This window comes from Pseudomonas sp. P65(2024) (assembly GCF_057480955.1).
Genome location: NZ_JBLIYX010000014.1, coordinates 118,516 through 131,151, shown reverse-complemented (window position 1 = coordinate 131,151; position 12,636 = coordinate 118,516). Strand labels below are relative to the sequence as shown.

The following is a 12,636-nucleotide window of genomic DNA, read 5'->3' as shown; positions in this document are numbered from 1 at the left end:
CGCTAATCCCTGTGCGTCCCAATCGACCCACTACGCCAGGATCAGCGTGCCTCCATGTGGGCAATCATCAACTGCACGCTCTCGTTCCCGCGAAACTCATTGACATCCAGCTTGTAGGCCAGCTCTACCCAGCGCACCGTAGGGTTCGGCCAGACCTCGCGATCGATGCCGAAGGCGATACCGTCCAGACGCACCGCTCCGCATTCGCTCTTGAGTACCACCTTCAGGTGGCGCTCCCCCACGACGCGTTGTTCGACCAGCTGAAACACCCCATGAAACAACGGCTCGGGAAAGTGCTGCCCCCAGGGCCCGGCATTGCGCAATGCCCGCGCCAGGTCCAGGTGAAACTCTTCGACCGCCAGGGTGCCGTCCGACAACAGCCGACCAGTCAGGTCATCCTCACGCAACTGACGCCGCACCTCTTCATCGAACGCCTCGGCAAACGAAGGAAAGTTTTCGGCCGGCAACGACAGACCAGCCGCCATCGCGTGCCCGCCAAACTTGCTGATCAAGGCCGGATGCCGCGCCGCCACGGCATCCAGCGCGTCGCGGATATGGAACCCCGGCACCGAGCGCGCCGAGCCCTTGAGCATCCCCTCCCCCGCATCGGCGAAGGCGATGGTCGGACGGTGGTAACGTTCCTTCAACCGCGAGGCAAGAATGCCGATCACCCCCTGGTGCCAGTCGGCGTCGAACAGGCACAGGCCATAGGGCATGGAGTCGACTGGCAGGTCCTTGAGCTGGGCCAGCGCCTCGCGCTGCATGCCCTGCTCGATGGACTTGCGGTCCTGGTTCAGGCCATCGAGCTGATGGGCCATGTCCAGCGCCAACGCCGCGTCCTCGCACAGCAGGCACTCGATGCCCAGGCTCATGTCGTCCAGGCGCCCGGCGGCGTTGAGCCGAGGGCCGAGGATGAAGCCCAGGTCGGTGGAAGTGATGCGTCGATGATCTCGCCGCGCCACCTCGAGAATAGCCTTGAGCCCGGGGCGGGCGCGGCCGGCGCGGATTCGCTCCAGCCCCTGGTGCACCAGGATGCGGTTGTTGGCGTCCAGCGGCACCACGTCGGCGACGCTGCCCAGCGCCACCAGATCGAGCAACTCACCGATGTTCGGCTGCGGCTGAGCCTCGTAGCGCCCCAGGCTGCGCAGGCGCGCGCGCAGGGCCATCAGCACGTAGAAGATTACCCCCACGCCGGCCAGGGACTTGCTCGGGAAGCCGCATCCCGGCTGGTTCGGATTGACGATGGCATCGGCGGCGGGCAACTGTTCGCCCGGCAGATGGTGGTCGGTGACCAGCACCTTGAGCCCGGCGGCCTTGGCGGCCGCCACACCCTCGACGCTGGAGATGCCGTTGTCCACGGTGATCAGCAACTGCGGCTGGCGCTGCAGGGCGACCTCGACGATCTCCGGGGTCAAGCCGTATCCGTATTCGAAACGATTGGGCACCAGGTAATCGACATGCGCAGCGCCCAGCAGGCGCAGGCCAAGCACACCGACGGTACTGGCGGTGGCGCCGTCGGCGTCGAAGTCGCCGACAATGAGAATGCGCTGGCGCTGGTCGAGTGCCTCGACCAGCAGGTCCACCGCCGCATCGATACCCTTGAGCTGCTGGAATGGCAGCAGACGCGCCAGGCTCTTGTCCAGTTCAGCCTCGGTCTGAACGCCACGGGCGGCGTACAGGCGTGTCAGCAGGGGTGGCAGGTTGCCCAGCAATGGCAGGGGCGACGGCAGGGGACGGGGTTCGATACGCATGGGGTCTTCGATAATCTGGTGTGAATCAGGTCAGCCGCGCTCGCCGAGCAGCCACTGCAGCTGCACTTCGTGCTGGCCACGGTCGTCGGTGACGAACACCGTGCCTTCGCTGATCATCACATCCCACTTGATGGTGCGCGGCATGTCGGTGGCGAGGATCTCCAGCACGTCTTGCGGCACGGCGGCGATGCTCAGGTTCTTCAGGCCCTTGACTGCGCCAAGCACCTTGTTCTCCCAAACGCGCAAGCTGCCATAGGCCAACAGACTGGTGCGCTCGGTCCGCCGCGAGCACCAGGTCAGGCGGTCGGCGTCGGGCTGGCCAACCTCGATCCAGTGCAGGATGCGATCGTCCAGGCTTTTTTCCCACAGGGCCGCCTCATCGACGTCCGACAGGCCGCGACCGAAGGACAGCTGCTCGTTGTACCAGAGGGCATAGGCCAGCAGGCGCACGGCCATGCGTTCTTCGGTTTCCGAGGGATGACGGGCGATGGTCTGACGAACGTTCTCGTACACGCCGCGATCGAGGTCGGTCAGATTCAGTTCGAACTTGTAGGTGGTGGACGGCTGGGCCATGGGCAATGGGCTTCTTGCGGGAGAAAGTCGCACAGTCTAACTGATCCGGGGCGCCAGCGCCGGATCAGACTACGCCGATATACCTGCCATCGCCGAGCTGTGATACAACCTGCCCTCACGCCCAGCCGCCACGGATGCCCCATGCCTACGCCCAGCAAACCCCTCGCCGGCCTGAAAGTCATCGAGCTCGGCACCCTGATCGCCGGCCCCTTCGCCTCGCGGATCTGCGCCGAATTCGGCGCCGAGGTGATCAAGGTCGAATCCCCCGATGGCGGCGACCCGCTGCGCAAGTGGCGCAAGCTCTATGAGGGTACCTCGCTGTGGTGGTTCGTCCAGGCGCGCAACAAGCAGTCACTGACCCTAAACCTCAAGCACCCGGAAGGCCGTGACGTGCTCAAGCGCCTGCTGGCCGACGCTGACATCCTGATCGAGAACTTCCGCCCTGGCGTGCTGGAAAAGCTGGGGTTGGGCTGGGACGTGCTCCATGCCCTCAACCCACGCCTGGTCATGGTGCGCCTGTCGGGCTTCGGCCAGACCGGGCCGATGAAAGACCAGCCGGGCTTCGGCGCGGTCGGCGAGTCCATGGGCGGGCTACGCTACATCACCGGTTTCGAGGACCGCCCACCGGTGCGTACCGGGATCTCCATCGGCGACTCCATTGCCGCGCTGTGGGGCGTGATCGGCGCGCTGATGGCCCTGCGTCATCGCGAGGTCAACGGTGGCGCGGGCCAGGTGGTGGACGTGGCGCTGTACGAGGCGATCTTCGCCATGATGGAGAGCATGGTCCCGGAGTTCGATGTGTTCGGTTTCATCCGCGAACGCACCGGCAACATCATGCCGGGCATCACCCCCTCCTGCATCCACACCACCGCCGATGGCCGTCACGTGCAGATCGGCGCCAACGGCGACGCGATCTTCAAGCGTTTCATGCAGGCCATCGGCCGCGACGACCTGGCCAACGATGCGGCCTTGACCACCAACGACGGCCGTGATGCCCGCCGCGACGAGCTGTACGGCGTCATCGACCGCTGGGTCAACAGCCTGCCACTCACCGAAGTCATGCAAACGCTGAACGAGGCTGAAGTACCGGCCAGCCGCATCTACTCCGCCGAGGACATGCTCGGTGACCCGCAATTCCTCGCCCGCGAAATGTTCCTCCAGGCTCGGCTGCCGGACGGCAAGCCCTTCAAGATGCCGGGCATCGTACCCAAGCTGTCCGACACCCCCGGGTCCGCCGAGTGGGTCGGCCCGGCACTGGGCGAACATACGGCCACGGTACTGGCCGGCCTGGGCTACGACGCTGCCGCCATTGCCCGCCTGCGCGCGGCCGGTACGGTGTGACCCACGCCCCATGGGTATCCGCCATCTGCCCATCGTACTCTGCCTGTTGCTGACCGCACTCGTGGGTCAGGTGGCCGAGGCCAGAGAACGCCTTTTGTGGCTGGTGCGCGACCTGCCGCCATTCACCATCTTCGAAGGGCCGTCCAAGGGCCAGGGAGTGATAGACCAACTGTTGCCGATGCTGATCGCCCGGATGCCCGAGTACGACCACAGCATCGTCCGGGTCAACCGAGCCCGGGGCCTGCAGATGCTCCAGGAGCCCAGTTTCACCTGCGACCCGACCCTGCTGTGGACCCCCGAGCGCGCCAGATACGTGCACTTTTCCCAGCCATCGCTGGGCGTGCTCAGCACGGGTCTGATCGTGCGCAAGCAGGATCAGGCGCTGCTGGCGCCCTACCTCGAAGGCCAACAGGTCGACCTGCAGCGCTTGCTGACCGAGACCCGACTCAAACTGGGCATCGTCGCGGAGCGCAGCTACAGCACGCAGGTCGACGAGGTCCTGCGGCAACTGCCCGATACCGCCTTCAGCCGTCACTACGGCAACGATGCCACAGCCAGTCTGCTGCAGATGCAGCAATTGGGGCGCCTGCAACTGGTGCTCGGCTATTGGCCCGAGATGCGTTACCTGATCCAGCAGCACAATGGCTCGCTGGACGACTATAGTTTCCACCCCATCCTTGGCGTGAACCACTACCAATTCCTGCATATTGGCTGCTCGGACACCCCCCTGGGGCGTGAGGCGATTGCTCACATCGACCAGATGCTGCCGACCTTGCGTCGGGATACCTTGCCCGAACTTTATGCCCATTGGCTGGACCCAGGGCTGCGCGAGGGCTATTTGGAGCAGGCCAGGCATTTCTTCGAGCAGAGCGAACAGCCGCTACGCTGACGCTCCGGGAAACCTGCAGACTCGAGGCAAAAAGAAACCCCGGCCGCTGGGGAGGACGACCGGGGTCAAGCGAAAGCCCTCGGGGCTTCCAGTGACAGTCTTGACGGTACCGGAGCAAAGCACCATCGGACAGCCCTTGCTGATTCTGATGGGCGTATCAGGCAAAGGTTCCCTGCATCTGTCGTTGATGTTGCAGGGCGGCGATCACACAAGGCTGCAGGCGGCCTTCGGCGATCTGCAGGTCACGGTGCAGGCCATCGACCAGGTCGATCAGCAACTGCTGCTCCACCAACTGACGTGCGCAGACTCCGCGCTGGAGGATCAGCATCCCGTGCTCGTCATAGAGGGTCAACTGACGGCAGCCACGGCTATCGGCCGTGCCGAGCTGGGCCTGGTAAGGGGTGAGGGCTTCGTTGAGCAGTCTGCAGACTCTTTCCATCCGGATCACTCGCTGGCTAAGGTAAGGAAACTGACCTCCAGGCCCGACGGAAAGTTCGCCCTGGCCCGTTACCCTGAGCATGCGCAGCCAACGTGACAGTTTCGATGCCCCCAATCGGCGGCCGACTAGAGGCGCTCCAAGGCCTGCTCCAGCCCTACCATCGACATCGGCCAGGACAGCTCCGCCAGCACGTTCAAGCCATGCTGGCGAGCTTCGAGCGCCAGGTCGATATCCCCTGCGCCGGCACACCCGACAAACAACAACCCACCCGCGCAGAGGCCTGCACCAGGTACTTGAACAGACGTAGGGCGTGACGCCTGGGCATGCCCTGATCGAGCACCAGCACATCCACCGGCCGCTGCAGCCTCGTCGCGACCGCTACGTCATCGGTAAGCCGGACGTTGTAGACACCCTGGGCATTGAAGGCCTGGTGCAACACCATCTGATAGTAGGGCCTGGCCTGGTGAATAAGGACATTGAGCTGATGCATGTGCCCCCCTTGGAGCATTGAGGCTTATAGGTGGAAGCATCCACTTTAGTAGGGGGAGGTATCTAACTACATGGGAAAAATCTGAAATCTCGAGCCTGTGGATGACAGGCACAAAAAAGCCCGTTCAGGACGGGCTTTCTCGTATCGGTTTGCTCTTAGAGTGGCTTGCCGCGATTGCCATGCTGGCTAACAAAGGCCTGCACCGTCTTCAGATCGTTGGCCAGCACCGTGCAGCGCTCCTCGCGGCTGAACAGGTCGCTCAGGTGCGCTGGCAGCTCCAGGGCCTTGGCGACACCAGCCTTCTCCACCGCCTCGGGGAACTTGACCGGGTGCGCGGTACCCAGCACCACCATCGGCGTATCCAGGCTGCGGCGGCACTCGCGGGCGGCCTTGACGCCGATCGCGGTGTGCGGATCGAGAACTTCACCAGTGGCCTTGAACACCTCGGCGATGGTCTCGCAGGTCTGCTCGTCGGTGACGGCCAGCGAGTCGAACAGCTTGCGCGCCTCGGTCCAGCGATCCTGCTCGACGCTGAAGCCGCCGCCTTGCTTGAAGGTGTCCATCAGTTGGGCAACTGCGGCGCCATTGCGACCGTGCAGGTCGAACAGCAGGCGTTCGAAGTTGGACGAGACCATGATGTCCATCGATGGCGACAGGGTCGGGTGCAAGGAATCCTTGACGTACTGGTTGCCGCTCATGAAGCGGTGCAGGATGTCGTTGCGGTTGGTCGCCACTACCAGCTGGCTGATCGGCAGGCCCATGTTGCGCGCCAGGTAGCCGGCGAAGATATCGCCGAAGTTGCCGGTCGGCACCGAGAACGCCACCGAACGTGCCGGGCCGCCGAGCTGCAGGGCTGCGTGGAAGTAGTAGACGATCTGGGCCATGATCCGCGCCCAGTTGATCGAGTTGACCGCCACCAGGCGGGTGCCCTTGAGGAACGACTGGTCGGCGAAGCTGGCCTTGACCATCTCCTGGCAGTCGTCGAAGTTGCCCTCGATGGCGATGTTGTGGATGTTGTCGCCGAGGATGGTGGTCATCTGCCGGCGCTGCACCTCCGACACGCGCTGGTGCGGGTGCAGGATAAAGATGTCGACGTTGTCGCAGCGGCGGCAGCCTTCGATAGCGGCCGAACCTGTGTCACCGCTGGTGGCGCCGACAATCACCACGCGCTCGCCGCGCTTGACCAGTACATGGTCGAGCAGGCGGCCGAGCAGCTGCAGGGCAAAATCCTTGAATGCCAGGGTCGGGCCGTGGAACAGCTCCATGACCCACTCGTTGCCGTTGAGCTGGCGCAGCGGCGCGACCGCGGCGTGGGCGAAGTTGCCGTAGGTCTCTTCGAGGATCTTCTTGAAGTCGGCGTCGGCGATGCTGCCTTCGACGAACGGACGCATCACCCTGAAGGCCAGTTCGTGGTAAGGCAGGCCCGCCCAGGAGGCGATTTCTTCCTGGGTGAAGCGCGGCAGGTTCTCGGGCACGTACAGGCCGCCGTCGCTGGCGAGGCCCGCCAGCAGGACGTCTTCGAAGTTCAGGGCCGGAGCCTGGCCGCGGGTACTGATATAGCGCATGGATGCAAACCTTCGATGCTGGGCGCGGGCCGCCGTCGCGGCCCGCCGCCGGAATTAATTGAGCTGTTCGACGCGGATGCGCACGACCTTGCCGACCACGTCCTGGAGCGCTTCCAGGGCGACGATGGCGTCGTCGATGCGTTGCTCGACCACACGGTGGGTGAGCAGGATCATCGGTACCAGGCCGTCCTGCTCCTCTGCTTCCTTCTGCATGATCGACTCGATGTTGATGCCGCGCTCCGAAAGGATGCTGGCGACCTGGGCCAGCACGCCCGGGTGGTCCTTGGCCTGGATACGCAGGTAGTAGGCACTTTCACAGGCATCGATCGGCAGGATCGGATGAGCCGACAGCGCGTCCGGCTGGAACGCCAGGTGCGGCACGCGGTTCTCCGGGTCGGAAGTCATTGCACGGACCACGTCCACCAAGTCGGCGACTACCGACGACGCGGTCGGCTCCATGCCGGCACCTGCGCCGTAGTACAGGGTGGAACCAGCGGCGTCGCCGTTGACCATCACCGCGTTCATCACGCCGTTGACGTTGGCGATCAGGCGATCGTTGGGGATCAGCGTCGGGTGCACGCGCAGCTCGATGCCGTCGGCGGTGCGACGGGCCACGCCCAGGTGCTTGATGCGGTAGCCCAGGGCCTCGGCGTAGTTGACGTCGGCGGTGGTCAACTGGGTGATGCCCTCGGTGTAGGCCTTGTCGAACTGCAGCGGGATACCGAAGGCGATGGACGCCAGGATGGTCAGCTTGTGCGCGGCGTCGATGCCTTCGACGTCAAAGGTCGGGTCGGCCTCGGCATAACCCAGTGCCTGGGCTTCGGCCAGCACGTCGGGGAAAGCGCGGCCCTTGTCACGCATCTCGGTAAGGATGAAGTTGCCGGTGCCGTTGATGATGCCGGCCAGCCAGTTGATGCGGTTGGCCGACAGGCCCTCGCGGATCGCCTTGATCACCGGGATGCCACCGGCCACGGCGGCTTCGAAGGCGACGATGACGCCCTTCTCGCGGGCCTTGGCGAAGATCTCGTTGCCGTGCACGGCGATCAGCGCCTTGTTGGCGGTGACCACGTGCTTGCCGTTTTCGATGGCCTTGAGCACCAGGTCGCGGGCGATGGTGTAGCCGCCAATCAATTCGATGACGATATCGATCTCAGGGTTGCTCGCGACTTCGAACACATCAGCGGTAATGGGGGTACCGGTAATCTGGCAGTTCGGGTTCTGCGAGCGCATGGCAATCTGTGCCACTTCAATACCGCGCCCGGCACGGCGGGCGATCTCCTCGGCGTTGCGCTGAAGTACATTGAAGGTTCCGCCACCGACGGTCCCCAACCCACAGATGCCTACTTTGACCGGTTTCACTGTGAACTCCCCATAGAACGGCCGGCACCTGCGCCGACCGTGAAACATGCCGTCACCCCATGACGACGGCGTACTGAATTGATTACTTGCGCTCTGCCAGGGCCAGCTTGGCCACTTGCGGCGCCGGCTGGTAACCCGGAATCACCTGGCCATTCTGTAGAACGATCGCCGGCGTGCCATTTACACCAATCGACTGGCCCAGCTGGAACTGCTTGCTGACCGGGTTGGCGCACTTGGCGGCCTTGATCTCCTTGCCGTCGACCATCTTGTCCAGCGCCGCGCGGCGATCGCTGGAGCACCATACCGCCTGCAACTGCTCATCACCCGGCGAACCCAGCCCCTGGCGCGGGAAGGCGACATAGCGCACTTCGATACCACGACGGTTGAGCTCCGGCACTTCGGCGTGCAGCTTGTGGCAATACGGGCAGGTGGTGTCGGTGAACACGGTGATATGCGACTTGGTTTCACCCTTGGCCGGGTAGACCACCATCTCGCCGACCGGAATGCCGTTGATCAGCTTGGCAATGCCCTGGCGCTCGGTCTTCTCGGTGAGGTTGACCGGCTTGCCGTCCTGGATCTGGAACAGGTAGCCCTGCATGACGAACTGGCCGTCGGCGCTGGCGTACAGCACGCGACCGCCCTGCAGTTTGACTTCGTACAGGCCGTTGAGCGGGCTGCTGCTGACGCTCTCGACAGGCACTTCCAGCTCGAGGTTCTGCAAGGACTTGCGGATCGCCTGCTCGGCACCGGCATTGGCATCGGTGGCCGCGGCGACGGCAAAGGTACTGGCCAGCGCCAGGGCGGCGGCGGCGAAAATCTGGGTCACGCGCATGGGGTACTCCTGAAGGCGGACGGGGCCGTGGGGGCGTTGCTTGACCCTGGCGGGTGGCGAACATTCGGCCCTTGCAACAAACCGTCCAAGCCTACCACAACAAACTGGCGCAGTAGGGGTACTCAGGCACCGGTCGGCGGAACATGAAAAGCATTCATCCACGTGGATGGTGTTCGGCGTGCAACTGCTGCAGCCGGGCCTTGGCCACATGGGTGTAGATCTGCGTGGTGGACAGGTCGCTGTGGCCCAGCAGCATCTGCACCACGCGCAGGTCGGCGCCATGGTTGAGCAGGTGCGTGGCAAAGGCGTGGCGCAGCGTGTGCGGCGACAGCGGCTTGTCGATGCCGGCCACCCGCGCCTGGTGCTTGATACGGTGCCAGAAAGTCTGGCGGGTCATCTGCTCGCCGCGCTGGCTGGGGAACAGCACGTCGCTGGGGCGCCCATTGAGCAGCTCGGCGCGGCCATCGCGCAGGTAGCGTTCGAGCCACACCACCGCCTCCTCGCCCATCGGCACCAGGCGCTCCTTGCTGCCCTTGCCCATCACCCGCAGCACGCCCTGGCGCAGGTTGACCTGGTCCAGGGTCAGGCTGACCAGCTCGGTCACCCGCAGGCCACAGGCATAAAGCACCTCGAGCATGGCGCGGTCGCGCTGGCCGATAGCCTCGCCGAGATCCGGCGCCTGCAACAGGGCCTCGACATCGGGCTCCGACAGCGACTTGGGCAGGGGCCGGCCCAGTTGCGGCATGTCCACCTGCAACGTCGGGTCGACAGCGACCAGCCGCTCGCGCAGCAGGTAACGGAAGAACCCGCGTACCCCGGAAAGAAAGCGCGCGGTCGAGCGCGGCTTGTAGCCCTGGTCGAAACGCCAGGCCAGGTGGTCGAGGATCAGCTCGCGCCCGGCATCAGGCAGTGCCACGCCGTGCTCCTGCAGCCAGCCATTGAACAGCGCCAGGTCGCTGCGATACGAAGCGCGGGTGTTGTCGGACAGCCCCTTCTCCAGCCAGAGGGCATCGAGGAACTGGTCGATCAGGGGGTGGTCCAGTGCAGGCATGAAGACTCGGTGGCAAACGACGAAATGACGCTTAGTCTTTCATAACACGGCATGCAGAGGGAGCCCGCGTGAACGAACAGCAAATTCTTTTGAGTGTCGGCGGCATCGGCGCCGCCGCCCTGCTCTGCCAGTGGCTGGCCTGGCGCCTGAAACTGCCGGCGATCCTGTTCCTGTTGCTGTGCGGCATCCTCGCCGGGCCGGTGCTGGGCTGGCTGCAGCCGCAGGCGCTGTTCGGCCCGCTGCTGATGCCGCTTGTGTCGCTGGCGGTGGCGCTGATCCTGTTCGAAGGCAGCCTCACCCTGCACCTGTCGCAATGGCGCGAGATCGGCAGCGTGGTGCACCGCCTGGTCACCGTCGGCGCGCTGAGCACCTGGCTGGTGATCGCCCTGGCCACCCATTGGCTGCTGGGCTTCGACTGGCCCCTGGCGATCCTGTTCGGCACCCTGACCCTGGTCACCGGCCCCACGGTGATCGTGCCCATGCTACGGGTGGTGCGGCCGAAGGCGGCGATCGCCAACATCCTGCGCTGGGAAGGCATTGTCATCGACCCGATCGGCGCGCTGCTGGCGGTGGTGGTCTACAGCTTCATCATCGCCAGCGCCGCCGGCGAAGGCCTCAGCCACAGCCTGGCGACCTTCGCCGGGGTGATCTTCTGCGGCAGTGCGCTGGGGGTTGCCGGTGGCTGGCTGCTCGGGCAGGTCATGCGCGAACAGTGGTTGCCGGAATACCTGCACAACCTGGCCTCGCTGGCGGCGGTGCTGGGCATCTTCATCGCCGCCAACCAGATCGTCCACGAATCGGGGCTGCTGGCGGTCACGATCATGGGCATGTGGCTGGCCAACATGCCCGGCGTGGACGTGCGGCAGATCCTGCATTTCAAGGAAAACCTCAGCGTGCTGCTGATCTCCGGCCTGTTCATCCTCCTGGCCGCGCGGCTCGACCTGCACGCGTTGCTGGCCCTGGGGCCGGCGGTACTGGGACTGCTGCTGGTGATCCAGTTGCTGGCGCGACCGCTTAACGTGCTGCTGTCGACCCTGGGCTCGCCACTGAGCTGGCGGGAACGGGCATTGCTGGCCTGGATCGCGCCACGAGGCATCGTGGCGGCGGCCGTATCGGCGATTTTCGCCATTCGCCTCGACCAGGCCGGGCACGAAGGCGCGCTGCTGCTGGTGCCACTGACCTTCGCCGTGATCATCGGCACCGTGGTGCTGCAAAGCGCCACCGCCAGGCCCCTGGCGCGCCTGCTGAAGGTGGCGGAACCGGCGCCGAGCGGGTTTCTCGTGGTCGGCGCCAACCCGCCTGCGCGGGTCATCGCCAAGGCCCTGCAGCAACTGGGTTGCCGGGTGCTGCTGACCGACTCGAGCTGGGAGAACATCCGCGCCGCGCGCATGGACAACCTGCCGACCTACTTCGGCAACCCCGCCTCGCAGCACGCCGACGCCCACCTCGACCTGGTCGGCCTGGGCCATCTGCTGGGGCTGTCACCGGCGGGCGAGCTCAACGCCCTGGCCTGCGCGCGCTTTCGCCATGACTTTGGCCAGGCCCGATTGTTCGTGCTGGCCAGCGGTCTTGAAAAAAAGCGCAGCGACAAGCATCGGGCCAGCGAGGAACATCGCGGACAATTACTCGGGTCGAGCCCGATGACCTATGGGCAACTGGCCAAGCTGTTGCACCAGGGTGCCGAGCTGTACAGCACCACGTTGACCGAGGCCTTCGGCTGGGACGACTACCAGCACCTGCATGGCCCGCGGGCCACGCTGCTGTTCGCCCGAGACGGGCAAGGCTGGGTGCATGTGGCCAGCCCGGACAACCCTCTCAAGCCGCAGCCTGGGTGGACACTGGTGGCGCTGGTGGAGCCGGAACTGACCGAGCAGCCCGTAGCGCATTGACTTACGAATGGCCCGGCAATCAGGCCAACGGCAGCACCGGCACCGGGCGCTTGTCCTCGTCGATGGCGACGAAGCTGAACACGCCATGGATCGCCCGCTCCCGCCCGTCGAGGTACATGTTCTCGACGAACACATCCACCTGCACCTGCAGGCTGGTGTTGCCGACCTTGATCACCGTGCCCACCAGCTCAACGATCGAACCGGCCGGGATCGGGTGCTTGAAGTCGATACGATCGGTGGACACGGTCACCAGTGGCAGCCGGCAGAATCGGGTGGCGGCAATGAACGACACTTCGTCCATCCACGCCAGGGCGGTACCGCCGAACAAGGTGTTGTGGTGGTTGGTGGTGTTGGGGAACACCGCTTTGGTCACGCGGGTCACCGAAAGCTCGGTGCGGCGCTGGATTTCCTGGTCTCGGGTGGTCATTTTCGGTCACATCGCAAGGGCGGGTTTCAG

Annotated in this window: 12 protein-coding genes; 3 read left to right on the top strand and 9 right to left on the bottom strand. The window is 64.9% G+C overall.

The annotated features are described in order from the left end of the window. Nucleotides 1-41: 41 nt before the first annotated feature. Both recJ and AC25MA_RS18800 read right to left on the bottom strand, forming a co-directional pair. A complete protein-coding gene (gene recJ / locus AC25MA_RS18805; protein ID WP_486972298.1) occupies nucleotides 42-1,751 on the bottom strand; it encodes a single-stranded-DNA-specific exonuclease RecJ in 1,710 nt (569 codons plus the stop codon). Nucleotides 1,752-1,781: 30 nt separating this feature from the next. Beyond that, the gene (locus AC25MA_RS18800) at nucleotides 1,782-2,324 is read right to left on the bottom strand and encodes a YaeQ family protein (protein ID WP_028691578.1); all 543 of its coding nucleotides are present in this window, start codon (nucleotides 2,322-2,324) and stop codon (nucleotides 1,782-1,784) included. A gap of 141 nt (nucleotides 2,325-2,465) precedes the next feature. Here AC25MA_RS18800 and AC25MA_RS18795 point away from each other — a divergent pair, with 141 nt between their 5' ends. Beyond that, on the top strand, nucleotides 2,466-3,665 hold the full coding sequence (locus tag AC25MA_RS18795; RefSeq protein WP_028691579.1) for a CaiB/BaiF CoA transferase family protein: 1,200 nt from the start codon (nucleotides 2,466-2,468) through the stop codon (nucleotides 3,663-3,665). Between the two features lie 10 nt (nucleotides 3,666-3,675). Continuing rightward, on the top strand, nucleotides 3,676-4,554 hold the full coding sequence (locus AC25MA_RS18790) for a TIGR02285 family protein (RefSeq protein WP_028691580.1): 879 nt from the start codon (nucleotides 3,676-3,678) through the stop codon (nucleotides 4,552-4,554). Nucleotides 4,555-4,711: 157 nt separating this feature from the next. Here the strand turns inward: AC25MA_RS18790 and AC25MA_RS18785 are convergent, their stop codons facing one another. The 6 genes from AC25MA_RS18785 to xerD all read right to left on the bottom strand — a co-directional run bounded on the left by AC25MA_RS18785 (nucleotide 4,712) and on the right by xerD (nucleotide 10,290). Next, nucleotides 4,712-4,993, bottom strand: coding sequence for a DUF3509 domain-containing protein (locus tag AC25MA_RS18785; protein WP_028691581.1), 282 nt, complete (start codon nucleotides 4,991-4,993; stop codon nucleotides 4,712-4,714). 193 nt (nucleotides 4,994-5,186) lie between these two features. Further along, on the bottom strand, nucleotides 5,187-5,483 hold the full coding sequence (locus tag AC25MA_RS18780) for a response regulator (protein WP_486972297.1): 297 nt from the start codon (nucleotides 5,481-5,483) through the stop codon (nucleotides 5,187-5,189). Nucleotides 5,484-5,638: 155 nt separating this feature from the next. Then, entirely contained in the window at nucleotides 5,639-7,048 is a 1,410-nt protein-coding gene (thrC, locus tag AC25MA_RS18775; RefSeq protein ID WP_028691582.1) for a threonine synthase, read from the bottom strand. 54 nt (nucleotides 7,049-7,102) lie between these two features. Continuing rightward, nucleotides 7,103-8,407 (bottom strand): homoserine dehydrogenase, encoded by a 1,305-nt coding sequence (locus AC25MA_RS18770; protein ID WP_028691583.1) that lies wholly within the window; start codon nucleotides 8,405-8,407, stop codon nucleotides 7,103-7,105. Between the two features lie 82 nt (nucleotides 8,408-8,489). Continuing rightward, entirely contained in the window at nucleotides 8,490-9,239 is a 750-nt protein-coding gene (locus AC25MA_RS18765; RefSeq protein ID WP_069016781.1) for a thioredoxin fold domain-containing protein, read from the bottom strand. A 154-nt stretch (nucleotides 9,240-9,393) separates the two neighbouring features. Next, nucleotides 9,394-10,290: a site-specific tyrosine recombinase XerD gene (xerD, locus tag AC25MA_RS18760; RefSeq protein ID WP_486972296.1), complete on the bottom strand. Its 897-nt coding sequence runs from the start codon at nucleotides 10,288-10,290 to the stop codon at nucleotides 9,394-9,396. A gap of 68 nt (nucleotides 10,291-10,358) precedes the next feature. Here xerD and AC25MA_RS18755 point away from each other — a divergent pair, with 68 nt between their 5' ends. Next, nucleotides 10,359-12,179, top strand: a complete 1,821-nt coding sequence (locus AC25MA_RS18755; RefSeq protein ID WP_279153515.1) for a cation:proton antiporter — start codon at nucleotides 10,359-10,361, stop codon at nucleotides 12,177-12,179. 19 nt (nucleotides 12,180-12,198) lie between these two features. Here the strand turns inward: AC25MA_RS18755 and AC25MA_RS18750 are convergent, their stop codons facing one another. Then, nucleotides 12,199-12,606, bottom strand: coding sequence for an acyl-CoA thioesterase (locus tag AC25MA_RS18750; RefSeq protein ID WP_023629813.1), 408 nt, complete (start codon nucleotides 12,604-12,606; stop codon nucleotides 12,199-12,201). Nucleotides 12,607-12,636: the final 30 nt, after the last annotated feature.